Source organism: Escherichia sp. E4930, from assembly GCF_005845405.1.
In the GTDB taxonomy this organism is placed as follows: domain Bacteria; phylum Pseudomonadota; class Gammaproteobacteria; order Enterobacterales; family Enterobacteriaceae; genus Escherichia.
Map to the genome: position 1 here is coordinate 67690 of NZ_VCDZ01000013.1, position 22697 is coordinate 90386.

Consider the following 22697-nt stretch of genomic DNA (forward strand, 5'->3'; position numbering starts at 1 on the left):
CGACAACCTGAGTATCAGGTCTGGAGGGAAGAGAAACCATGTTTAAACGTATTAAGATCGTGACCAGCTTATTGCTGGTTTTGGCCGTTTTTGGCCTTTTACAACTGACATCAGGCGGTTTGTTCTTTAATGCCTTAAAAAATGACAAAGAAAATTTCTCCGTTTTACAAACCATTCGTCAGCAGCAGTCCACGCTGAATGGCAGCTGGGTCGCGTTGTTGCAGACACGTAACACTCTCAACCGCGCGGGTATCCGCTACATGATGGATCAGAACAATATTGGCAGCGGTTCAACCGTCGCCGAGCTGATGCAGAGTGCCAGTATTTCGCTGAAGCAAGCGGAAAAAAACTGGGCGGACTACGAAGCATTGCCGCGTGACCCGCGTCAGAGCACAGCCGCAGCGGCGGAAATCAAACGTAATTACGATATTTACCACAATGCGCTGGCGGAGCTGATTCAGCTGTTAGGCGCAGGCAAAATCAATGAGTTCTTTGAGCAGCCGACGCAGGGATATCAGGACGGTTTCGAGAAGCTGTATATGGCTTATATGGAGCAAAACGATCGTCTCTACGATATTGCCGTCAGCGATAATAATGCTTCCTACAACCAGGCGATGTGGGTGCTGGTGGGCGTGTTGATCGTCGTGTTAGCCGTCATTGTGGCCGTCTGGTTTGGTATTAAAGCCTCGCTGGTAGCACCAATGAATCGCCTGATCGAAAGCATCTGTCATATTGCTGGCGGGGATTTGGTAAAACCCATTGAGGTGGATGGTTCTAACGAAGTAGGACAACTGGCTCAGAGTTTACGCCATATGCAAAGCGAACTGATGCGTACTGTCGGAGATGTACGTAACGGTGCTAATGCCATTTATAGCGGTGTCAGCGAAATTGCCACGGGTAATAACGATCTCTCATCACGTACTGAGCAGCAAGCGGCTTCACTGGAAGAGACGGCGGCCAGCATGGAGCAACTGACTGCAACGGTGAAACAGAACGCCGAGAACGCGCGTCAGGCCAGTCATCTGGCGTTAAGTGCATCTGAAACTGCGCAACGTGGCGGCAAGGTAGTGGATAACGTGGTGCAGACGATGCGCGATATCTCCACCAGTTCGCAGAAAATTGCCGATATTATCAGCGTTATCGATGGCATTGCCTTCCAGACCAACATTCTGGCTTTGAACGCGGCGGTTGAAGCGGCGCGCGCGGGTGAGCAAGGGCGTGGTTTTGCGGTAGTTGCGGGGGAAGTGCGTAACCTGGCGCAGCGTAGCGCCCAGGCGGCCCGTGAAATTAAAAGCCTGATTGAAGACTCTGTAGGTAAAGTGGATGTCGGATCTACGCAGGTCGAAAGTGCCGGGGAAACCATGACAGAGATTGTCAGCGCCGTAACACGTGTTACTGACATTATGGGAGAAATAGCTTCAGCCTCTGATGAGCAAAGCCGTGGCATTGATCAGGTTGGTTTAGCGGTTGTCGAAATGGATAGGGTAACGCAACAGAACGCCGCGTTAGTGGAAGAGTCTGCCGCCGCTGCCGCCGCGCTGGAAGAGCAGGCCAGCCGTCTGACCGAAGCCGTGGCGGTGTTCCGTATACAGCAAACGCAACAGCGTCAGCATGAAGCTTTACCAGTGGTAAACGCAGCGTTGCCGGTTGTTGTGCCGCGCAAAATTGCCGTCGCTGATAGCGGGGATAACTGGGAGACGTTTTAATCGCCATGAAAAATGCCCGATAAGCAAAATGCTATCGGGCATAGGGAGATTAATCTTTACGTGGGTCGTTGATCGGCTGACGAACCAGGAAGATGTACGCCAGCGCACCAACCGCGGTGACGCAACCGCAGATGATTAGTGCCAGACGGAATGAGTGGGTGGTATCGACAATAAAACCGGTAATAATCGGCGCGAAAGAGGCACAGATGAAGCTGGCAAAGTTCTGGATACTGCCCACCGATGCTGTCATGCGAGAAGCGACCGCGACGTGGATCAGCCCCCAGCAGGATGTTCCGGCAAAGTGAATGCAGAACAGCGCCATGCCAATCAGCAGAACCGCCGTCATGGATGTTGTCGCTTGCGGTACTACCAGCGTAAAGGCGGCAGAACAGAACATCCCGGCAATAATGCAGATCTTACGGCTTTTAATCGGAGCCATTCCCCCTTTGACCAGCCAGTCAGTAACGTAACCGTTGACCAGCATCCCGGCAGCCCCAAACAGGAAAGGGATAGCCGCCATCAACCCTGTGCTTTTTAAATCCAGGTTATAGGCTGTTTGCAGGTAACCAGGAAGCCAGGCCAGGTACAGCCACGCAGTGTAGTTGATGCCACTGAATCCGAGCATCATTCCCCACATTGTGCGGTTACGAAACAGGCTGCGCCATTCGGCAAAACTGAGCGGATCTCGGCGGGCATTGACACTACCAGCATTGAGGTAAGCTTGTTCAACGGCAGTCAGTTCTACGTGCTCGCGGTTGCGATAGAGCATATACCAGCCAATGGCGAGAAAAATCCCCAGCACACCAATGGTAATAAACATCCCACGCCAGCCCATCACCAGCATCATCGCCGCCAGAATCGGTGGGCTTACGGCAACGCCAATGGTAGAAGCTGCGTTGAAGAAGCCCATCGGGCGTCCGCGCTCTTTGATGTTGAACCAGTCATTAATGACTTTTACACCGCATGGGTTCATCGGCGCTTCACCAATTCCCATACCGATACGCACCAACACGAACTGCGTAAAGCTGTGTACCATGCCAGACATTGCCTGGAACAGTGACCAGAAGAACATCCCAAGTCCCAGCATCAGGCGCGGGCCTTTACGATCCAATAGTGGGCCGCAAGGAAGTTGCGCAATCCCGTAAGCGAGTGAAAACACGGAGAGCAAAGCGCCGATTTCGGTGGCACTTAATCCCAATTCTTCACGAATCGTTAAATTTGCTACCGACAGCGAACTGCGGTCGAGATAATTGATTACCGCCGCAAAAAATAATAACAACATGGCGGTGGTTTGAATGCGTTTAATTCGGGTACTGCGTTGAACTAATCCATCTGGTGGCACGGGAATATCTGCCGACGAAGATGGAGTAAATGAAGAACGCGGATCGAGGGTGATATTTTCTTTTTCCACGCCGGACTCCTGTATTTATAATTTTAATTGTTTACGTAATTGTGCATTACGCAAGGTTGACATTAACGGCAGGTTAAAGTTTTAGGACTTTACTACCGCTCACAAAAACATTTTTAGTCGACTGATTGTGAGCATAGGTAAGCGGGAATTTCCCGGTATTTATCTTTTGATAAAACCGTGCACCCGCTAATAGTTTGCTGTTTTTAATCCGTACTTAATGAACATAACGCGTGTTCTCATTAATGGATCGAATCATTGATTGTTTAGCTGAATTCAAATGGTTACGGAGCGCAAGGGTGGCATCAAGGTCACTGCGGCAAATCAGAGCGCTGAGAATGGTCATATGCTCATCGACGGCAATGATATTGCGCTGTTTAAGATCGCTTTCGTCCCATTGATAGTGAAAATGAAAAATGACTGAGATGATCTCAAGCGATTGATCAAAAAAGATATTGTCGGCAGCTGAAAGCAGTAAGGAGTGAAAATCTCTGTCAAGTTGCGAGAACATGCGAAAGCTATTGCCGATGTTGTCACGCAGTAGCCGATGACGTTCGAGCATGGTTTTCGCCTGCAGCCAGCGGGGATCATGATCAGGCAGGTTGAGAAAGTGCTGAAGTGAATGTGTTTCGAGCATTTCGCGTAGCTCAAACAGCTGCTCAGCGTAGGATTGATCGAATTGCTTCATGCTCCACTGGCCGCGCTTTTCGCTTTGAATAAGATTATAACGGCCGAATTTTAAAAGATATTCTCTTACTACAACCGGGCTGACACCCGCGGCCCGAGCCAGTTGCAGTTCAGAAAAAGTTTCCCCAGGGCGTAACTGGCGCTGGTTTATCATCGTGAAAAAAGCCTGCTCAAACACTTTGTTTTGTTCACTCATTGAAGCGGTAGTACAGGCGAAACCGTCATCATGGTCAGGTTTACGCGCAATAACATAGTCGTTTCCAACCTGCGTTAAGACGCCGCATTCGCGTAAGTGGCTGAGAATATGACGCACTGTAGTGCGGCTGATGTTGTACATTTCCGCCAGCGCACTTTGCGATGGAAGTGGGGAAGGGATATGACCCCGCGCCATATCATCAATGACCTGGTTAATCACATTGTGGCGTAAATTTTGTGAACGACTCATATTATTCTCCTTGTGAGTCCATTAAAAACCGATTTAAAACATTTTTATGCGTGTGTTTTCACAAAACAGATTTTCCGTTCCGCTGCCATTTTTCATTTTCATTGATATCTAAGGCAACAAAAAATGGAGAGCCGAATCATGTCTACGATGAATGTTTTAATTTGCCAGCAGCCGAAAGAATTAGTCTGGAAACAACGCGAGATACCTATTCCGGGTGACAATGAAGCATTAATAAAAATTAAGTCTGTCGGGATTTGCGGTACCGATATTCATGCCTGGGGTGGAAATCAACCATTTTTTAGTTATCCACGGGTTTTAGGCCATGAAATATGTGGGGAGATTGTTGGGCTGGGTAAAAATATTGCTGATCTTAAAAATGGTCAGCAAGTTGCTGTGATCCCTTATGTTGCCTGTCAGCAATGCCCGGCGTGTAAAAGCGGGCGTACCAATTGCTGTGAAAAAATTTCAGTCATTGGCGTGCATCAGGATGGCGGTTTTAGTGAGTATTTGAGCGTGCCGGTGGCGAACATTTTGCCCGCAGACGGTATTGACCCTCAGGCGGCCGCATTGATTGAACCTTTCGCTATTAGCGCTCATGCGGTGCGTCGCGCAGCCATTGCTCCCGGCGAGCAGGTGCTGGTGGTCGGGGCGGGGCCAATCGGTCTGGGCGCGGCGGCAATCGCTAAAGCCGATGGCGCACAGGTGGTGGTGGCGGATACCAGTCCAGCGCGCCGTGAACATGTGGCAACGCGTCTGGAGTTGCCCGTGCTGGACCCGTCAGCCGAAGATTTTGACGCGCAGCTGCGGGCGCAGTTTGGTGGTTCGCTGGCGCAGAAAGTGATCGACGCGACAGGTAATCAACATGCGATGAATAACACGGTAAATCTGATTCGTCATGGCGGCACGGTAGTATTTGTTGGCCTGTTTAAAGGCGAGTTGCAGTTCTCTGATCCGGAATTCCATAAAAAAGAAACCACAATGATGGGTAGCCGAAATGCCACGCCGGAAGATTTCGCGAAAGTCGGTCGACTGATGGCGGAAGGGAAAATTACTGCCGACATGATGTTAACCCATCGCTATCCATTCGCCACGCTGGCAGAAACCTACGAGCGCGATGTGATTAACAATCGTGAGTTGATTAAGGGCGTGATTACTTTCTGATAATGCGAGTTGCCATGCAGCGCCCGGGGAAATGTTGGGCGCTGTTTTTTCTGTTTCTTAATAATGTTTTGTAAGCCGGGGAAGGCGTGTAGGTCGCACCTTATGCGACCTACAAATCAGTCAGTGATTACCCTTCACGTTCCACCACTTTAATTTCCACCATGCCAATGCCGAGCTTACGCGGCGAGTGTCCGAGGATATTCCCTTCGTTGGTTGAGACAGGTTCCGGCGGCACAATTACCAGTGTGTCGGCATCGGTTGGGTTATCGAAATGCAGCGTGGTGGTGGTCACTTCATTGCCCAGCATGATGGTTTGTTCTTCGTTGCCTACGCGTACCGGAATGGGACGGCTGGCGTTATTACCGTATGCTTTGGCGGTGATCACCAGGTCAAATTTCTTCGGCAGAGGATGTTTGTACTCGATTTTCACTTCATCGCCCAGCTGCGCGTTGGACCAGCGTCCCCACGACTCCGGACGGGAAATTCCGCTAAACTGTTTCACTTCTTCCGGTGCACCCGCGACGTTAAAAATGAAACTGTCGGCTTTGTAGCGAATATCGTTATCGACAATCTTCAGCGTATCGACATTGCCTTTGTAGCGTTCCATATCGATGACGGTATCTTTAAATGCGGTTTTGCCCTTCCACGTCGTTTTATCAACATGTTGAACAATTTGCTGACCACCAAGCTGCCCCTGGGAAACACACCAGTCAGTGGAGAGAGCCAACTCTGGCGCCCATAGCTGCGCCATCTTGTAGCAACGGTCAACCCAGACGAAATTGTCGCGCGGAGCGAAATCGGCCAACTGGAAACGCAGTGGTGCAGAATATTCGCTTTCTGGCAGTGGTTCCACACGTTTATCCGACACGCGTAACAGCAGCGGCAGACGGAAATGGGTACCCGAGAAGGCGATCATGTTTTTATTCTGATCAATGGTGAACTCTTTCATCTCGGTGGGGAATTTCCACAGACGAATGATATCGGGCTTCCACGCCAGCACCTTCTCTTTAATGTTGAGGAACACTTCCGACATGGATTGACCAGAGAGGCTACTACGCCCAAGGCCGATAAAGTTATCGCCACCAAGAATATCCAGCACTGTAGCGCCGTTATCCATGGTGTTGCGCTTCACCGCCAGTGTCTCTTGCTGTGGCTTGTCGCCACGGATGACGAAAAACAGGTTGTTACGATCCTGTTTATTAAGGTATTTCCACGCCGTGTTGTTCATCGCTAAATGGTCAGATGAGACGACGATGACGGTATCTTTAAACCACGGTGACGCTTTGATTTTATTGATAAACGTCGCGATGTTCTCCTGGCTGCAACTTACCGCGCTGAATGACTGATTCGGCTTACCGTCAAAATCATATTTTTTGCGGTTGCAGGTGCGAGAGATAAAACCATCCGGGTGATGGGTATCGACCGTCAGAGTAAACAGTGAGAATCGCTGACCAGAGCGGGAAAGCTCTTCAAACTTTTTCCACGCTTCATCCAGCACGGTATCGTCGTAGAATCCCCAGTCGTTGCGATAATGCGGATCCGCCACCACACTTTTCAGCTCTTCTGCACCATACAAATGGTCGAAGCCGTGTGATTTCAGGAACACATCTTTACCCGCAAAACGCAGGTTAGCCCCTTGCACAAAATAGTTCTGATAACCGGAGTTTTTCAGGATATCGCCAAGACAGATGTTCTGCGGGAAGAAGCTGGAAACCGAGGCAGAGGCGTTACCTTCAAATGGGGCAAACAGTGGAATCCCGCACTGAGACGCCACCATGCCCGCGATAGTGTAATCCGTTCCTGGCAGTTGCTGAGTATGGCTGAAATCCAGCCCTTCATTTTTCAGTGCGCCCAGTTCGGGAGTGAGGTCCGGAAAAGCGTCGTTATCAAAATAGGTCCGCTCAAGACTCTCACCATAGATATAAACCAGGTTAAGTTTGGGGGCAGGGATGGTTTTCGACGGTTCTTTATAATAAGCCGCAAAGTCAGGATCGCCGTCGCGTGACTGGGATTTTACCAGCTCCGTTATCTGGCGAAACGCCGGGCTGGCGTCCACAGAACCCAGCGCCAGTAAGAGCGCCAGCAGGCTGTAGCCAAAATGGTGAGGATGATGACGGCGTCGGCGTAGGATCCAGCCCAGCGCGCCGAAAACTACCGCCAGTGCCAGCACGATACCCACTCCCGGCAGGATATATTTGCTGACGCCAGCACCGGTCAGGCTGTTAGTTAAGGTATAGAGCACCGCGTCGTTAATACCATCGCCAGTAAAATAGTCGCTGGCAAACAGGGTGATATTTAAAACGACAAATAACCCCAGCACCGTTAACGTGGCTGCAAACCACCAGGTGTTACGTCCCGCTTTCCATGCGTAGATCAGCACAGAGGCGAGAAATAGGGCGAAAGAGAATAGTTCTGACAACGGGCGATCCTCACTAAAACAGGCCGGTTAGCCGATGTTTAAGATTTTTTGAGAAACACAATGTAATGGTGCTGCCATATAGCTGCAATTCTAGTGTCAAAAAAATGCGATGTTGTTAGGAATTAGTTTATAAACAGGCTTTTTTGCGCAAGAAAGCTTCCCGTGTAACAGAGGGAAAGACGACCAGAAACAGGGAAAAGAGCGGGGAAGGGCCGCGTTAGCTTTTTAATAGCTAAAACGCGGCGTTATGCTGATCAGGAAATAAAGTTCAGACCTTGCTTTAACACCAGATCGCAGGCTTTGGTTTTTACCTTTTCAGCCAGAGGCGTCGTACCGATGTTATCCAGGTTAAGCTGCTGACCATCTTTGGTTTTTAGCAAACCCTGAATGCCATCCAGATAGTTGGTATCTTCTTTCTGCTCTTCGCTGTTCAGGCCCAGCTTCTCCAGGACCTGATTTTTGATATTTTCCGCATCGGTAACTGAAGCCAGCTTTTGCTTCGCGCAGTATTGCAAAATGCCTGCGGCATTGTTCATGTTGTCTGCGCTTAACGCCTGGTTGCCACTACCAAGCAGGTTAGTTAATGAGGCGAGCGACCAACCGCCTTCCTGTGTGGTGCTGTTTTGGTTGCCAAGTTCGCTGGCGGCGCTGGAAAGCGCATCTTTCCAGGACGCAGCATGCACCCCGGTTGAAATTAATGCGCTGGTGGCAATGGCACAGCACAGAAGGTGTTTAATAGTTTTCATCATCATTACTCAAGGTGGAATTGTGTCGCAGTATAGCGCCGGAAAGGAGGATTAATACTCTTTACCCGTTACCCGACTACGATAACTGTCCCAGTTGAAGATCACCCACAGACTGTTACCCAGGCGCATACGATCCATAACACGCTCGCCCAGCAACTTCGTCATTTCCTCCACATTGCTGTTCGTCAGCATCCCGGTCGGGCGTTTGGAAGAAGAGCGGCGATCGACGATCTGGTTGATGATCACTTTTTCGTATTTCGATTCGGTCTGCACGCCAATCTCATCGATCACCAGCAGATCAACGTTGCTCAGATCGTTAAGCAGTTGTTCTTCGCTGGTACCGCTATTTCTGAAGGTATCTTTCATCGCCGACATAATATCGGCCACGGTGATGATCAATACGGATTTACCGCGTAGCAGCAGTTCGTTGCAGATTGCCGCCGCCAGATGGTTTTTGCCCGTTCCAGGCTTGCCAGAAAAGATAAAGCTGGCGATGTTGCCGTCGAACTCTTCGACATACTGGCGCGCTTTGCTCAACGCATTCATCTGCCCTTCGCACTCAACACGATAGTTCTCAAAGGAGCAGTTTTGATGCAGTGGACGAATGCCAGAGCGGTTAAAGGTACGCTGCATTTTCATCGCCCGATTCTCGCGCTCAAGAGCGGCGGCGCGGAGCGCCCCTTGTTCTTTCTGCCATGCCAGAAGTTCTTCACCCGTTTTGAAGGCGGGTTTGATATGGGCTGGCATCATTTTTTGCAGACGTTGCATCAGGTCGCCAACGTTTTTCATCGTTACCCTCTGAATCCCGGTGGAATTTGGCTGTCAGGTTCACTGACTGTGTTCACATCTCGTTTCGTTAATCCGCCATTGCTGGCACGGCCTATTTGCAGGCTGCGCGCCAGTTTTTGTTGCCACTGCACATGATGGAAGACTTTGCCTTCCGCCTGCCAGTAAGCAATAAATGACGCCAGTTCTTCAGCGGTCACCGGCTCTTTTAGCGCCACGCCCCATAATGCCGCCTGACGGATAAAGTCGGTATCGGGTTGCCAGTCTGGGTACATGGCGAATTTGCCCATGGGTACGGCAACGGGGGCGGCTTGCGGTTCCTGATAGAGTTGATCGTCCAGGGCCACGTCACTTCCCGGACGCGTCAGTTTTTCTTCCAACGCCAGCAGTTCAGCAAGACGCGCGGGCGTAACGGCATAAAACGCCGGGGCATTGTTGGCAAATACGGCAACCATGCCGCCTTCTGCTTTTGCCAGAACGGTTTGGTGATCGTGTACCAGGGCGTCAATACCAACGACGTCCGGGGTCAAAACTCTGGAGGACATACTGTTTCTCAATATGGAACGATGAACGAGAAGGGAGATTACTTTTATAGTAACACACGGATGAGGCCAGGCAGCCTCTCATCCATGTGCTTTAAGCGAGGCAATTTTATACGCGGGGGCGCTTGCGGTACAACCACAATCCAGGAACGGAAAGACCGATGGATAACGCGCCAACAATTGATGAAGCGGTAAGAAAGTTAGTTAACAGGGTAATCATTAACGGCTCGCTGTAACCTAACTGACTGATTTTTACCGCTGAAATCATTGCAGTATACGCCGGGATGCCCGGGAACATCGGAATGACAGCGGCCACGGTAAAGACTTTCGGGTGCGCCAGATACCAGCGCGACCACTGAATACCAATGGTGCCGACCAGTAGCGAAGCCATAAACGTCGACCACTCAATATTGAGTCCGGTAGTCATTAAAATCATTCGCGAACCATGACCCATCGCGCCAAGCAGCGCACACCAGCGTAATGCCCGGATTGGCACGTTGAACACCATCGCAAAGCCGACCGCTGGGATTGCCGCGAGGATCATATCCTGCGCTAATGCTAATAGAAATTCGATTACACCCATCCGCGTAGCCCCCAAATTGTGAGTGCCATCACCACGCCAACGCAGGTTGCCAGTGTCAGCAGGCTGGCAATCGCCCAGCGTGCCAGCCCGGTATTTATATGACCTTTAAACATATCGGCTACAGCATTTATCAACGGAAAACCTGGCACCAGTAAAAGAACACTGGCCGCCATTGCCACAGTAGGCGTATGACTGAATGTCGGAAGTTGTAGAAGGAGGCCAGAAATTGTGGTGGCGGCGAAGGCAGTGATGCAAAAGTTTATTTGTGGATGGAGGTGGCGTTGTGCCAGTAGCTGGCGGATATACATGGCGATCATACTGGCGAAGAATGTAATCAACGCCCCATCCCAACCACCGTTATTCAGTTTACAGAAACAGGCGCAAGAGAGTCCCACCATCAAAGCGACCAGCCAACGCGGATAGCGCAGGGGATGTATTTGGCTAAAACGTTTCTCAACACCTTTGTAATCCAGCAGCTTATGTTCCGCCAGGATCACAATGTGTTGTACCTCAGTAACCATATGCATATTAATGCCGCGATCGTGGTTTTTGCGCGTAGATGTCAGACATTGACCATCTTTAATGGTGGTCAGTACAATAGCATTGGAAGAGATGGAGCTTTCAACGCAGTCCATCCCTAACGCCCGACCCAGTCGTGAAGAAAGCTCGTCAACCAGCGCGCTCTCCGCCCCGTGCTGTAAAAGAAATAATCCGCACTGGATACATAGCCGTGTAACGGCTCGCTGTTGCTCTGTTTGCATAACTCGCCCTTTGTCATAGACGCGTTGCGTATTTTTCAAAAAATGAGACCCCTTTTGTATCACGAAGCATGGCTGTTTTGACGTTGGTTAAGATCAAAATTGCGCTGATTAATCCTGGTTGCGGTGATGAGTTCGCGGAAGGGAAACGGTGCAAGTTTTGAGTGGAATAAATAATTCCATGAATATTATCATTAAAATGAATTTATTGTTTTGTTTTTACGCGTTTGAGTAATGGCCGGTGAAATCATTTTTTTCGGTTTCTGGTAAGAAATACACTTCAGTTTTTATTGGTTTTTTTCTTGATATTCTGGCTAAAGGCGTTTCATTTAACTTTTATTCGTTATTTTAAATGATATCTTAAACTGATTGATTTTGAGGATGTTGATTAAGTATTTCTAACAACATAATTTAGATATTTTAAATGTGTCAGAGGTATTTTTCCAGGTTATTATTTGATGCTAGTCTCCTGAAACATACAAAGGATTTTTTGTGTGGCTGGGGTAAACTGATATGAAGTGAATGCTAAGGATAAATTATTCGCTGAATCTATTAATTTATTGGAATTATTTAAAGGATGAATATTCTGAATAAACCATCATAATTTATAGACAGTGGATGTGGAGGATATATGTTGCCAGGATGCTGCAAAAATGGAATTGTTATCAGTAAAATACCCGTTATGCAGGCAGGGTTAAAAGAGGTCATGAGGACCCATCTCCCTGAATACGATATAACGAGTAGCACCTCTGCGGAGGAGCTGACCATATTACAATTACGTCGTGCTGGGTTAGTTATTGCCGATTTAGCCGGACAAACAGAAGACCCGCGTTCTGTTTGTGAACATTACTATTCATTGATCTCACAATACCGGGAAATTCATTGGGTTTTCATGGTTTCGCGAGCCTGGTACTCTCAGGCGGTGGAACTGCTTATGTGTCCAACTGCGACGTTACTGTCCGATATCGAGCCCATTGAGAATCTGGTCAAGACCGTTCGTTCCGGCAATGTCCATGCAGATCGCATCAGCGCCATGCTGACTTCGCCTGCAATGCCGGAAATTCAGGAATTTGGTTATCGCACCGTGATTCTTACCCTTTCTGAACGCAAGGTACTGCGGCTGTTAGGTAAAGGATGGGGCATCAACCAAATAGCTTCATTGCTTAAGAAAAGCAATAAAACCATCAGCGCACAAAAAAACAGTGCGATGCGTCGGCTGGCAATTCACAGTAACGCTGAGATGTATGCATGGATTAATAGCGCACAGGGGGCAAGGGAACTTAACTTGCCTTCTGTTTATGGAGATGCCGCGGAATGGAACACAACCGAATTAAGAAGAGAAATGTCGCACTCATAGAAAAGTGCGTCATGAGCAGTATCGGTATTGAGAGTTTATTCAGAAAGTTTGCGGGTAATCCTTATAAACTCTATACGTATACCAGCCAGGAGGCTTTTCAGGATGCTATGTCGCGGGTTTCATTTGCGGCGGTCATTTTTTCTTTTTCTGCCATGAGAACTGAGCGCAGGGAGGGATTATCTTGTCTGACTGAGCTGGCAATCAAATTTCCACGTACCCGGCGTTTGGTTATTGCGGATGATGATATTGAAGCGCGGTTGATTGGCTCATTATCGCCTTCTCCTTTGGATGGTGTGTTAAGTAAAGCATCAACACTGGATGTTTTTCACCAGGAGCTGTTTCTGTCATTAAATGGCGTACGTCAGGCGACCGATCGACTGAACAACCAGTGGTATATTAATCAAAGCCGGACGCTGAGCCCGACGGAGAGGGAAATATTACGGTTTATGTCGCGTGGCTACTCAATGACGCAAATTGCTGAACAGCTTAAACGGAATATAAAAACGATCCGCGCGCATAAATTTAATGTGATGTCGAAACTGGGTGTCAGTTCTGATGCCGGATTGCTTGAGGCGGCAGATATTCTGTTATGTATGCGGATTTCAGAAACAAGTAATGTGTTGCATCCATATTAATCTACTTAATGCCGGGTTTATCCTCCCGGCAGTGTGCTTATTTCAGCGTGCAATCCCCACACTGTTGCACATCCGGTAAGCGATAACGCTGGCAACAGGTGCGGCGCACCAGCAGGCCGTCGCGCAGCACGACTGTGCGCCACAATGGATTATCTTCGCCGCTGGAGAGCGTTTTCTCAAAGAACAGGGCATGGCGGAGCGATTCAACTAACGCCTCGCCAAGCAACTGCTTCATCTCGGTCAGATACCAGTTAATCAAATAACCGGTATTACTCCAGATAAGTTTGCCGTTAATTTCACCTGTCGCTTCTAATGCCTGCACAACCGGAACCAGCGCCTGGCTGATTAACGTTTCCATTCGCTGCTGTGGCGAATGTGATGTTGCGTTTTTATCTTCACACACATCGACCCAGAAACAGGCAGCACGACCGGTTTCGTGAAACTCAACGTGGAAATGTTCCGCCGACACATCTAACGCTTTATCCTGCGTCAGCAGCGCCAGCATTAATGGCGGCACCATCAGGCCGATATACCATTGCGCCCACAGTGAGATCAGCGGTTTGTTCTCGCGGATCATCATTGGTTGATTGCGGTAGATATGATCGGAATAGACCGCCAGTAGAGAACTTAGCGCATTGGGAGAGGACCATTGCGTCAGCGTCATGGCACTAAGCGGGGCGGGTTCATCCAGACGGATAAACTCCAGCAAATGTTGACGATGTTCGGCGATCGTCGCGCGAACCGCTTGTGCAAGCGTGGGATCTTGCGGCTTGAGATGCGTTCGCCAGATAACATCTTCATAGAGCGGTGCGGAACGATAGGCCATAATCGTGATAGTAATCTAAATGATAATGATTGCTAATCCTAGCGATAGGTTTACCCGATAGCAAGGGATTTCTCTGGCTTGCAAATGATAAAAATTATCATATGATATTGGTTATCATTATCAATGAAAGAGATCAAACCATGTTGCAACGTATGCTGGGCAGTGGCTGGGGAGTGTTGCTGCCAGGATTGCTGATTGCAGGGCTGATGTATGCGGATTTATCGCCGGATCAGTGGCGGATTGTGATTCTGATGGGATTAGTATTGACGCCGGTGATGCTGTATCACAAACAGTTACGGCATTACGTTTTGCTACCATCGTGCCTGGCGCTTATTTCTGGCGTCATGCTGATGATAATGAATTTGAATCAGGGATGAAAAATCAAGGAAGAAACAAGAAAGGAAGTAAAGATAATTGGTGCGAGGGGGGGGACTTGAACCCCCACGTCCGATAAGGACACTAACACCTGAAGCTAGCGCGTCTACCAATTCCGCCACCTTCGCACAGTCATCTTACTTTTTGATATCGCGTCTTTTGGTGCGAGGGGGGGGACTTGAACCCCCACGTCCGAAAGGACACTAACACCTGAAGCTAGCGCGTCTACCAATTCCGCCACCTTCGCATACCATCAATTCTTAAAAAAGAATTGCTACCACGGAGGCGCATTCTAGTGGTTTTCAGCTTTTCGTCAATAGTTAATTATCGCCAGATGTGTAATTGCTGGAAAAATGGCCATCAGCGGATTGTGGATAATTCGTTTGTCGGTCAGATAAGGCGTTCACGCCGCATCCGACACGGTATTTGGGTGCAGATGCCAGATGCGACGCTGGCGCGTCTTATCTGGCCTACGAAGGGCTAACGTGCAGGTTTTGTAGGTTGTATAAGGCGTTCACGCCGCATCCAGCACGGTATGCGGCGACAGGTGCCAGATACTTAACCTTTCTTCGCCTGGCGGGTCATAATGGCGCGATACACCTTGAAGCGCCCGGTTTGTGCGATAACTTCATGGAAGCCAAAGGTCTCATCCAGCACGTCCGGATAAGGCAGGAAGGCGTTCGCTACAATTCGCAGCTCGCCGCCGCTATTAAGATGACGCACCGCGCCGCGAATTAGCGTTTGCGCCGCATCCAGGCTGGTTTGCATCCCATCGTGGAACGGCGGGTTGGAGATGATCATATCAAAACGACCTTTCACTTCGGAAAAGACGTTGCTGGCAAAGACTTCACCTTCAACACCGTTGGCAGCAAGCGTCGCACGGCTGGCTTCTACCGCTGGCGCAGAGACATCGCACAGAGTGAGACGAATTTTTGGCGAATGGCGCGCAAAGGCAACCGAAAGCACGCCCGCGCCACAGCCGACATCCAGCACTTTACCTTTGGTGTGCGGAGTTAACGTCGAGAGCAGCAACTGGCTACCGACATCCAGACCGTCGCGGCTAAACACGCCCGGCAGCGTTTTGACCGTCAGGCCATCGACGCTGTATTCGCCCCAGAATTTATCGGCATCAAATACCGGCTGTTTTTCCAGACGACCAAAATAGAGGCCACAGCGACGGGCGCTGTCGACTTTATTCAACGGCGCATAATCGGCCAGCATCTGCTCGGCGCTGCGTACGCCGCTGCGGTTTTCACCAACGACAAAAATATCTGTCCCCACCGGCAGGAGAGAAAGTAAATTCATCAACTGGAACTGGGCTTCTGGTTTATTCTTCGGCCAGTAGTAAATCAAAGTATCGCAATCTGCGACGTCATCCGCCGTGGCGACCAGACTAAAACGGGCGTTATCCCCCATCTGGCGGCTTAACACCTGCCAGTGGTGGAATTGCTGGGTATGAGCACGGCTGGCCGCGGTATCTAAACGCGCGGGCAGGTCATCCTGTAAGTCTCCGGCAAACAGAATACGGCTTTGTTCGAAATCATCACTGTGACGCAGCAAGACTTCACTTGCCGGGGTAAATGCAGACATGGAATGCTCCTCAATTGATACTGGCGGCGATTATAGCCATATGTTGGCGCGGTATCGACGAATTTGCTATATTTGCGCCCCTGACAACAGGAGCGATTCGCTATGACATCCCGACGAGACTGGCAGTTACAGCAACTGGGCATTACCCAGTGGTCGCTGCGTCGCCCTGGCGCGTTGCAGGGGGAGATTGCCATTGCGATCCCGGCACACGTCCGTCTGGTGATGGTGGCAAACGATCTTCCCGCCCTGACCGATCCACTGGTGAGCGACGTTCTGCGTGCATTAACCGTCAGCCCCGATCAAGTGCTGCAACTGACGCCAGATAGGATCGCGATGCTGCCGCAAGGCAGTCGCTGCAACAGCTGGCGGTTGGGTACTGACGAACCGCTATCACTGGAAGGCGCTCAGGTAGCATCACCGGCGCTCACCGAATTACGGGCAAACCCAACGGCACGCGCCGCGTTATGGCAACAAATTTGCACATATGAACACGATTTCTTCCCTCGAAACGACTGATTTACCAGCGGCTTTCCACATTGAACAACGCGCCCACGCCTTTCCGTGGAGTGAAAAAACGTTTGCCAGCAATCAGGGCGAGCGTTATCTCAACTTTCAGTTAACGCAAAACGGCAAAATGGCGGCGTTTGCGATTACGCAAGTGGTGCTGGATGAAGCTACATTGTTCAATATTGCGGTCGATCCCGACTATCAGCGTCAGGGGCTGGGTAGGGCGCTGCTGGAGCATCTGATCGACGAACTGGAAAAACGCGGCGTGGCGACACTCTGGCTGGAAGTCCGTGCCTCAAACGCTGCCGCAATTGCCCTGTACGAAAGTTTAGGCTTTAACGAGGCGACGATTCGCCGCAATTACTACCCCACCACGGACGGTCGCGAAGACGCCATCATCATGGCGTTGCCAATCAGTATGTAAGACAAGGTGGAATAATGAAGTGGGACTGGATTTTCTTTGATGCCGATGAAACGCTGTTTACCTTTGACTCATTCACCGGCCTGCAGCGGATGTTTCTTGATTACAGCGTCACCTTTACCGCTGAAGATTTTCAGGACTATCAGGCCGTTAACAAACCACTGTGGGTGGATTATCAAAACGGCGCGATCACTTCATTACAGCTTCAGCACGGGCGTTTTGAGAGCTGGGCCGAACGGCTGAACGTCGAGCCGGGTAAACTCAACGATGCTTTTATTAATGCGATGGCGGAAATCTGTACGCCGCTGCCGGGGGCGGTTTCCCTGCTTAACGCCATTCGTGGCAACGCCAAAATCGGCATCATCACCAACGGTTTTAGCGCTTTGCAGCAAGTGCGTCTGGAACGCACGGGCCTGCGTGATTACTTCGATTTGCTGGTGATTTCCGAAGAAGTTGGCGTTGCCAAACCGAATAAGAAAATTTTCGATTATGCGCTGGAACAGGCAGGCAATCCTGACCGTTCACGCGTGCTGATGGTTGGCGACACTGCCGAGTCCGATATTCTCGGTGGCATCAACGCCGGGCTTGCGACCTGCTGGCTGAATGCGCACAATCGCGAGCAACCAGAAGGCATCGCGCCCACCTGGACCGTTTCTTCGTTGCACGAACTGGAGCAGCTCCTGTGTAAACACTGATTGCCTCCCCCCCGTTGATGGGTAAAATAGCCGCAATTTTTCGTTTTCAACAAGCGCGGCGCGATGCCGCTTACTCAAGAAGAAAGAATTATGACGTTGTCTCCTTATTTGCAAGAGGTGGCGAAGCGCCGCACTTTTGCCATTATTTCTCACCCGGACGCCGGTAAAACCACCATCACCGAGAAGGTGCTGCTGTTCGGACAGGCCATTCAGACCGCCGGTACGGTAAAAGGCCGTGGTTCTAACCAGCACGCCAAGTCGGACTGGATGGAGATGGAAAAGCAGCGTGGGATCTCCATTACTACGTCTGTGATGCAGTTTCCGTATCACGATTGCCTGGTTAACCTACTCGACACCCCGGGGCACGAAGACTTCTCGGAAGATACCTATCGTACCCTGACGGCGGTGGACTGCTGCCTGATGGTTATCGACGCCGCAAAAGGTGTTGAAGATCGTACCCGTAAGCTGATGGAAGTTACCCGTCTGCGCGATACACCGATCCTCACCTTTATGAACAAACTTGACCGTGATATCCGCGACCCGATGGAACTGCTCGATGAAGTTGAGAACGAGCTGAAAATCGGCTGTGCGCCGATCACCTGGCCGATTGGCTGCGGCAAGCTGTTTAAAGGCGTGTACCACCTTTATAAAGATGAAACCTATCTCTATCAGAGCGGTAAAGGCCACACCATTCAGGAAGTCCGCATTGTTAAAGGGCTGAATAACCCGGATCTCGACGCAGCTGTCGGTGAAGATCTGGCACAACAACTACGTGACGAACTGGAACTGGTGAAAGGCGCGTCTAACGAGTTCGACAAAGAATTGTTCCTTGCGGGCGAAATCACTCCGGTATTCTTCGGTACTGCGCTGGGGAACTTCGGCGTTGATCATATGCTGGATGGCCTGGTGGAGTGGGCGCCTGCGCCGATGCCGCGTCAGACCGATACCCGTACCGTAGAAGCGAGCGAAGATAAATTTACCGGCTTCGTATTTAAAATTCAGGCCAACATGGACCCGAAACACCGCGACCGCGTGGCGTTTATGCGTGTGGTGTCCGGTAAATATGAAAAAGGCATGAAACTGCGCCAGGTGCGCACCGCGAAAGATGTGGTGATCTCCGACGCGCTGACCTTTATGGCGGGTGACCGTTCGCACGTTGAAGAAGCGTATCCGGGCGACATCCTTGGTCTGCACAACCACGGCACTATTCAGATCGGCGACACCTTTACCCAAGGTGAGATGATGAAGTTCACCGGTATTCCGAACTTCGCACCAGAACTGTTCCGTCGCATCCGCCTGAAAGATCCGCTGAAGCAAAAACAGCTGCTCAAAGGGCTGGTACAGCTTTCCGAAGAGGGCGCAGTGCAGGTGTTCCGTCCGATCTCCAACAACGATCTGATCGTTGGTGCGGTTGGTGTGCTGCAGTTTGATGTGGTGGTATCGCGCCTGAAGAGCGAATACAACGTCGAAGCGGTGTATGAGTCAGTCAACGTCGCCACCGCCCGCTGGGTAGAATGCGCGGACGCGAAGAAATTCGAAGAGTTCAAGCGTAAGAACGAAAGCCAACTGGCGCTGGATGGCGGCGATAACCTCGCTTACATCGCTACCAGCATGGTCAACCTGCGCCTGGCGCAGGAACGTTACCCGGACGTTCAGTTCCACCAGACCCGCGAGCATTAATTCTTGCCTCCAGGGCGCGGAAACCGCCGCGCCCTGTCAATTTCCCTTCCTTATTAGCCGCTTGCGGAATGTTCTTAAAACATTCGCTTTTGCTTATGTTTACGCGTTTTTTAGTCGATACGGCGAGCGGTTTCAAAATTGTGATCTATATTTAACAAAGTGATGACATTTGTGACGGCTTTAAATACCGATCAATACGTAGATATCAGTATTTAAAACCGTTAACTGTCATCCGATTGATATTAATAACTGATTCAGAGGCTGTAATGGTCGTTATTCATCACTCATCGCTTTTGTGATGGCGACCATTGACTTCTGTACAGGGTGAAGTCTCTCCCTTTCAGCAATGCAACCTCGTGTTGCCTGGCTCAAATTACGAGCAAACATACAGGAATAAATCGATGACTATGACAAGACTGAAGATTTCGAAAACTCTGCTGGCTGTAATGTTGACCTCTGCCGTCGCGACCGGCTCTGCTTTTGCGGAAAACAGCGCGCAGACAACCAATGAAAGCGCAGGGCAAAAAGTCGATAGCTCTATGAATAAAGTCGGTAATTTCATGGATGACAGCGCCATCACCGCGAAAGTGAAGGCGGCCCTGGTGGATCATGACAACATCAAGAGCACTGATATCTCTGTCAAAACCGATCAAAAAGTGGTGACCCTGAGTGGTTTCGTTGAAAGCCAGGCCCAGGCCGAAGAGGCTGTGAAAGTGGCGAAAGGCGTTGAAGGCGTGACCTCTGTCAGCGACAAACTGCACGTTCGCGACGCTAAAGAAGGCTCTGTGAAGGGCTATGCGGGGGACACCGCCACCACCAGTGAAATCAAAGCCAAACTGCTGGCGGATGACATCGTCCCTTCCCGTCATGTGAAAGTTGAAACCACCGACGGCGTGGTTCAGCTCTCCGGTACCGTCGATTCCCAGGCACAAAGCGACCGTGCTGAAAGTATCGCCAAAGCGGTAGATGGTGTGAAAAGCGTTAAAAATGATCTGAAAACTAAGTAATTCGTCGTAATTCGTTCTCCCGAACTTTGTCGGGAGGCGCGATGTGCACCACACTAAAAATATCGCATTGAGTGATTTTCACGCTCATATCAAGCGGTGACATTAACTATGGTAAAGGAGACGCTTATGTTTCGTTGGGGCATCATATTTCTGGTTATCGCGTTAATCGCCGCCGCACTTGGGTTTGGTGGTCTGGCCGGTACCGCTGCAGGCGCAGCTAAAATTGTCTTTGTCGTCGGGATTATTCTGTTCCTGGTGAGTTTGTTTATGGGCCGAAAACGACCCTAGATTTCAAACCATTAAGAAAATTTTATACAAAGCCAGTCCAGCGGACTGGCTTTTGCGGTTTTAGCGAATAATAAATTGCGTTACTTTGTCAGTCTTTCACAACAAAAACAGGAAGGCAGAGGTGGGGCAGCGAATACCTGTAACGCTTGGTAATATTGCGCCGTTGTCGCTAAGGCCGTTCCAGCCTGGACGAATTGCTCTGGTGTGCGAAGGCGGCGGGCAGCGTGGAATTTTCACGGCTGGTGTGCTGGATGAGTTTATGCGCGCGCAGTTTAATCCTTTCGATCTTTATCTCGGCACATCTGCCGGGGCGCAGAACCTTTCGGCATATATCTGCAATCAGCCCGGTTACGCGCGCAAAGTCATCATGCGCTATACCACAAAACGCGAATTTTTCGATCCAGTGCGCTTTGTCCGTGGAGGAAATCTTATCGATCTCGACTGGCTGGTGGAGGCCACCGCAAGCCAGATGCCATTGCAAATGGACACCGCCGCGCGGCTGTTTGAGAGCGGTAAATCGTTTTATATGTGTGCCTGTCGTCAGGATGACTACGCGCCGAATTACTTTTTACCAACCAAACAAAACTGGCTGGATGTGATTCGCGCCTCCAGTGCGATACCTGGCTTTTATCGTAGCGGAGTTTCGCTGGAAGGCATTAACTACCTGGATGGCGGGATCAGTGATGCGATTCCGGTTAAAGAGGCGGCAAGGCAGGGAGCAAAAACGTTGGTCGTCATCCGCACCGTGCCGTCACAAATGTACTACACGCCGCAGTGGTTCAAGCGCATGGAACGCTGGCTGGGTGACAGTAGCCTGCAGCCGCTGGTCAATCTGGTGCAGCATCATGAAACCAGCTATCGTGACATTCAGCAGTTTATTGAGAAACCACCGGGCAAGCTGCGGATATTCGAAATTTATCCGCCGAAGCCATTGCATAGTATCGCGCTCGGTAGTCGGCTTCCGGCACTGCGTGAAGACTATAAACTTGGGCGTTTATGCGGTCGTTATTTCCTCGCCACGGTTGGCAAGCTATTAACTGAAAAAGCGCCACTTACCCGCCATCTGGTGCCAGTGGTGACGCCGGAATCGATAGTCATTCCGCCTGCGCCAGTCGCCAACGATACGCTGGTTGCCGAAGTGAGCGATGCTCCGCAGGCGAACGACCCGACATTTAACAATGAGGATCTGGCTTGATTTGCCGTTTTATCGACACCCACTGCCATTTTGATTTCCCGCCGTTTAGTGGCGATGAAGAGGCCAGCCTGCAACGCGCGGCACAAGCGGGCGTAGGCAAGATCATTGTTCCGGCAACCGAGGCGGCAAATTTTGCCCGTGTGTTGGCGCTGGCGGAAAATTATCAACCGCTGTATGCCGCATTGGGCTTGCATCCTGGTATGTTGGAAAAACATGGCGATGCATCGCTGGAGCGGTTACAGCAGGCGCTGGAAAGGCGTCCGGCGAAGGTGGTGGCGGTGGGGGAGATCGGTCTGGATCTCTTCGGCGACGATCCGCAATTTGAGAGGCAGCAGTGGTTGCTCGACGAACAACTGAAACTGGCGAAACGCTACGATCTGCCGGTGATCCTTCATTCACGGCGCACGCACGACAAACTGGCGATGCATCTTAAGCGTCACGATTTGCCGTGCACTGGCGTGGTTCACGGTTTTTCCGGCAGCCTGCAGCAGGCCGAGCGGTTTGTACAACTAGGCTACAAAATTGGCGTAGGCGGTACTATCACCTATCCACGCGCCAGTAAAACCCGCGATGTCATCGCAAAATTACCGCTGGCATCGTTGTTGCTGGAAACCGATGCGCCGGATATGCCGCTCAACGGTTTTCAGGGGCAGCCTAACCGCCCGGAGCAGGCCGCGCGGGTGTTTGCCGTGCTTTGCGAGTTACGCCCGGACCTGCGGATGAGATTGCGCAAGCGTTGCTTAATAACACGTATACGTTGTTTAACGTGCCGTAGGCCGGACAAGGCGTTCACGCCGCATCCGGCAGTTGGCGCACAATGCCTGATGCGACGCTTGTCGCGTCTTATCATGCCTACAGGCCTGTGCCGATCCGTAGGTCG

General features: G+C 50.6%; 22 protein-coding genes, 2 tRNA genes and 1 pseudogene. 13 read left to right on the forward strand and 12 right to left on the reverse strand.

The window, feature by feature from the left end; translation table 11 throughout:
• Positions 1-38 precede the first annotated feature (38 nt).
• On the forward strand, positions 39-1706 hold the full coding sequence (gene tsr, locus FFT88_RS15460) for a methyl-accepting chemotaxis protein (protein WP_135404041.1): 1668 nt from the start codon (positions 39-41) through the stop codon (positions 1704-1706).
• Positions 1707-1755: 49 nt separating this feature from the next.
• On the opposite strand, the gene FFT88_RS15465 is transcribed toward tsr, so the two are convergent.
• On the reverse strand, positions 1756-3117 hold the full coding sequence (locus tag FFT88_RS15465; protein ID WP_135404042.1) for an MFS transporter: 1362 nt from the start codon (positions 3115-3117) through the stop codon (positions 1756-1758).
• A 214-nt stretch (positions 3118-3331) separates the two neighbouring features.
• A complete protein-coding gene (locus tag FFT88_RS15470) occupies positions 3332-4246 on the reverse strand; it encodes a GntR family transcriptional regulator (RefSeq protein WP_135404043.1) in 915 nt (304 codons plus the stop codon).
• Positions 4247-4384: 138 nt separating this feature from the next.
• On the opposite strand from FFT88_RS15470, the gene lgoD reads away from it, so the two are divergent.
• On the forward strand, positions 4385-5407 hold the full coding sequence (gene lgoD, locus FFT88_RS15475; RefSeq protein WP_000106033.1) for an L-galactonate oxidoreductase: 1023 nt from the start codon (positions 4385-4387) through the stop codon (positions 5405-5407).
• A 127-nt stretch (positions 5408-5534) separates the two neighbouring features.
• On the opposite strand, the gene opgB is transcribed toward lgoD, so the two are convergent.
• The 6 genes from opgB to FFT88_RS15505 form a co-directional block, all read right to left on the reverse strand.
• The gene (gene opgB, locus FFT88_RS15480) at positions 5535-7826 is read right to left on the reverse strand and encodes a phosphatidylglycerol--membrane-oligosaccharide glycerophosphotransferase (protein ID WP_135404044.1); all 2292 of its coding nucleotides are present in this window, start codon (positions 7824-7826) and stop codon (positions 5535-5537) included.
• Positions 7827-8080: 254 nt separating this feature from the next.
• Positions 8081-8575, reverse strand: coding sequence for a DUF2501 domain-containing protein YjjA (yjjA, locus tag FFT88_RS15485; protein ID WP_135404049.1), 495 nt, complete (start codon positions 8573-8575; stop codon positions 8081-8083).
• 48 nt (positions 8576-8623) lie between these two features.
• Positions 8624-9361 (reverse strand): DNA replication protein DnaC, encoded by a 738-nt coding sequence (gene dnaC / locus FFT88_RS15490; protein ID WP_135404045.1) that lies wholly within the window; start codon positions 9359-9361, stop codon positions 8624-8626.
• A 2-nt stretch (positions 9362-9363) separates the two neighbouring features.
• The gene (gene dnaT, locus FFT88_RS15495; protein WP_130257893.1) at positions 9364-9903 is read right to left on the reverse strand and encodes a primosomal protein DnaT; all 540 of its coding nucleotides are present in this window, start codon (positions 9901-9903) and stop codon (positions 9364-9366) included.
• Positions 9904-10009: 106 nt separating this feature from the next.
• Positions 10010-10483, reverse strand: a complete 474-nt coding sequence (locus FFT88_RS15500) for a threonine/serine exporter (RefSeq protein ID WP_130204757.1) — start codon at positions 10481-10483, stop codon at positions 10010-10012.
• Positions 10474-11244 carry a threonine/serine exporter ThrE family protein gene (locus tag FFT88_RS15505; protein WP_130216549.1) on the reverse strand — a complete coding sequence of 257 codons (771 nt, stop codon included), beginning with the start codon at positions 11242-11244 and terminating at the stop codon, positions 10474-10476. Before FFT88_RS15505 ends, FFT88_RS15500 begins: the two co-directional genes overlap by 10 nt.
• Positions 11245-11872: 628 nt before the next feature.
• Between FFT88_RS15505 and FFT88_RS15510 the strand changes: the two genes are divergently transcribed.
• Both FFT88_RS15510 and bglJ read left to right on the forward strand, forming a co-directional pair.
• Positions 11873-12598 carry a response regulator transcription factor gene (locus FFT88_RS15510; protein WP_130216547.1) on the forward strand — a complete coding sequence of 242 codons (726 nt, stop codon included), beginning with the start codon at positions 11873-11875 and terminating at the stop codon, positions 12596-12598.
• The gene (gene bglJ / locus FFT88_RS15515) at positions 12556-13233 is read left to right on the forward strand and encodes a DNA-binding transcriptional activator BglJ (protein WP_130204762.1); all 678 of its coding nucleotides are present in this window, start codon (positions 12556-12558) and stop codon (positions 13231-13233) included. The genes FFT88_RS15510 and bglJ overlap by 43 nt, the downstream gene beginning before the upstream one ends.
• A 37-nt stretch (positions 13234-13270) precedes the next feature.
• Here bglJ and fhuF read toward each other — a convergent pair whose 3' ends face one another.
• Positions 13271-14059 carry a siderophore-iron reductase FhuF gene (gene fhuF, locus FFT88_RS15520; RefSeq protein WP_135404046.1) on the reverse strand — a complete coding sequence of 263 codons (789 nt, stop codon included), beginning with the start codon at positions 14057-14059 and terminating at the stop codon, positions 13271-13273.
• Positions 14060-14199: 140 nt separating this feature from the next.
• On the opposite strand from fhuF, the gene FFT88_RS15525 reads away from it, so the two are divergent.
• The gene (locus FFT88_RS15525; RefSeq protein WP_135404047.1) at positions 14200-14436 is read left to right on the forward strand and encodes a DUF1435 domain-containing protein; all 237 of its coding nucleotides are present in this window, start codon (positions 14200-14202) and stop codon (positions 14434-14436) included.
• Positions 14437-14474: 38 nt separating this feature from the next.
• Here FFT88_RS15525 and FFT88_RS15530 read toward each other — a convergent pair.
• From FFT88_RS15530 to rsmC, 3 genes are all read right to left on the reverse strand, one after another.
• Positions 14475-14562 (reverse strand) — tRNA-Leu (locus FFT88_RS15530).
• Between the two features lie 32 nt (positions 14563-14594).
• Positions 14595-14681 (reverse strand) — tRNA-Leu (locus FFT88_RS15535).
• A 311-nt stretch (positions 14682-14992) separates the two neighbouring features.
• Positions 14993-16024 (reverse strand): 16S rRNA (guanine(1207)-N(2))-methyltransferase RsmC, encoded by a 1032-nt coding sequence (gene rsmC / locus FFT88_RS15540; RefSeq protein ID WP_001272323.1) that lies wholly within the window; start codon positions 16022-16024, stop codon positions 14993-14995.
• 102 nt (positions 16025-16126) lie between these two features.
• Between rsmC and holD the strand changes: the two genes are divergently transcribed.
• The 8 genes and pseudogenes from holD to FFT88_RS15580 all read left to right on the forward strand — a co-directional run bounded on the left by holD (position 16127) and on the right by FFT88_RS15580 (position 22592).
• Positions 16127-16540 carry a DNA polymerase III subunit psi gene (gene holD / locus FFT88_RS15545; protein ID WP_130204768.1) on the forward strand — a complete coding sequence of 138 codons (414 nt, stop codon included), beginning with the start codon at positions 16127-16129 and terminating at the stop codon, positions 16538-16540.
• Complete coding sequence (gene rimI / locus FFT88_RS15550) at positions 16509-16955, forward strand: ribosomal protein S18-alanine N-acetyltransferase (RefSeq protein ID WP_001092450.1); 447 nt, start codon at positions 16509-16511, stop codon at positions 16953-16955. Before holD ends, rimI begins: the two co-directional genes overlap by 32 nt.
• Before the next feature lie 14 nt (positions 16956-16969).
• Entirely contained in the window at positions 16970-17647 is a 678-nt protein-coding gene (gene yjjG / locus FFT88_RS15555) for a pyrimidine 5'-nucleotidase (RefSeq protein WP_000870705.1), read from the forward strand.
• A 90-nt stretch (positions 17648-17737) separates the two neighbouring features.
• Entirely contained in the window at positions 17738-19327 is a 1590-nt protein-coding gene (prfC, locus tag FFT88_RS15560; protein ID WP_000175943.1) for a peptide chain release factor 3, read from the forward strand.
• Positions 19328-19728: 401 nt separating this feature from the next.
• The gene (osmY, locus tag FFT88_RS15565; RefSeq protein ID WP_130217540.1) at positions 19729-20334 is read left to right on the forward strand and encodes a molecular chaperone OsmY; all 606 of its coding nucleotides are present in this window, start codon (positions 19729-19731) and stop codon (positions 20332-20334) included.
• 126 nt (positions 20335-20460) lie between these two features.
• Complete coding sequence (locus tag FFT88_RS15570) at positions 20461-20622, forward strand: DUF1328 family protein (protein ID WP_000490275.1); 162 nt, start codon at positions 20461-20463, stop codon at positions 20620-20622.
• A gap of 121 nt (positions 20623-20743) precedes the next feature.
• A complete protein-coding gene (locus FFT88_RS15575; protein ID WP_135404048.1) occupies positions 20744-21817 on the forward strand; it encodes a patatin family protein in 1074 nt (357 codons plus the stop codon).
• Positions 21814-22592, forward strand: a pseudogene (locus FFT88_RS15580) (metal-dependent hydrolase). The gene FFT88_RS15575 and the pseudogene FFT88_RS15580 overlap by 4 nt, the downstream one beginning before the upstream one ends.
• Positions 22593-22697: the final 105 nt, after the last annotated feature.

Excerpts from the sequence above, each read along its gene's own strand:
- tsr (WP_135404041.1), top strand. The coding sequence starts at position 39 with ATGTTTAAACGTATTAAGATCGTGACCAGCTTATTGCTGGTTTTGGCC.
- FFT88_RS15470 (WP_135404043.1), bottom strand. The coding sequence starts at position 4,246 with ATGAGTCGTTCACAAAATTTACGCCACAATGTGATTAACCAGGTCATT.
- lgoD (WP_000106033.1), top strand. The coding sequence starts at position 4,385 with ATGTCTACGATGAATGTTTTAATTTGCCAGCAGCCGAAAGAATTAGTC.
- yjjA (WP_135404049.1), bottom strand. The coding sequence starts at position 8,575 with ATGATGAAAACTATTAAACACCTTCTGTGCTGTGCCATTGCCACCAGC.
- dnaC (WP_135404045.1), bottom strand. The coding sequence starts at position 9,361 with ATGAAAAACGTTGGCGACCTGATGCAACGTCTGCAAAAAATGATGCCA.
- dnaT (WP_130257893.1), bottom strand. The coding sequence starts at position 9,903 with ATGTCCTCCAGAGTTTTGACCCCGGACGTCGTTGGTATTGACGCCCTG.
- FFT88_RS15500 (WP_130204757.1), bottom strand. The coding sequence starts at position 10,483 with ATGGGTGTAATCGAATTTCTATTAGCATTAGCGCAGGATATGATCCTC.
- FFT88_RS15505 (WP_130216549.1), bottom strand. The coding sequence starts at position 11,244 with ATGCAAACAGAGCAACAGCGAGCCGTTACACGGCTATGTATCCAGTGC.
- FFT88_RS15510 (WP_130216547.1), top strand. The coding sequence starts at position 11,873 with ATGTTGCCAGGATGCTGCAAAAATGGAATTGTTATCAGTAAAATACCC.
- bglJ (WP_130204762.1), top strand. The coding sequence starts at position 12,556 with ATGGAACACAACCGAATTAAGAAGAGAAATGTCGCACTCATAGAAAAG.
- fhuF (WP_135404046.1), bottom strand. The coding sequence starts at position 14,059 with ATGGCCTATCGTTCCGCACCGCTCTATGAAGATGTTATCTGGCGAACG.
- FFT88_RS15525 (WP_135404047.1), top strand. The coding sequence starts at position 14,200 with ATGTTGCAACGTATGCTGGGCAGTGGCTGGGGAGTGTTGCTGCCAGGA.
- rsmC (WP_001272323.1), bottom strand. The coding sequence starts at position 16,024 with ATGTCTGCATTTACCCCGGCAAGTGAAGTCTTGCTGCGTCACAGTGAT.
- holD (WP_130204768.1), top strand. The coding sequence starts at position 16,127 with ATGACATCCCGACGAGACTGGCAGTTACAGCAACTGGGCATTACCCAG.
- rimI (WP_001092450.1), top strand. The coding sequence starts at position 16,509 with ATGAACACGATTTCTTCCCTCGAAACGACTGATTTACCAGCGGCTTTC.
- yjjG (WP_000870705.1), top strand. The coding sequence starts at position 16,970 with ATGAAGTGGGACTGGATTTTCTTTGATGCCGATGAAACGCTGTTTACC.
- prfC (WP_000175943.1), top strand. The coding sequence starts at position 17,738 with ATGACGTTGTCTCCTTATTTGCAAGAGGTGGCGAAGCGCCGCACTTTT.
- osmY (WP_130217540.1), top strand. The coding sequence starts at position 19,729 with ATGACTATGACAAGACTGAAGATTTCGAAAACTCTGCTGGCTGTAATG.
- FFT88_RS15570 (WP_000490275.1), top strand. The coding sequence starts at position 20,461 with ATGTTTCGTTGGGGCATCATATTTCTGGTTATCGCGTTAATCGCCGCC.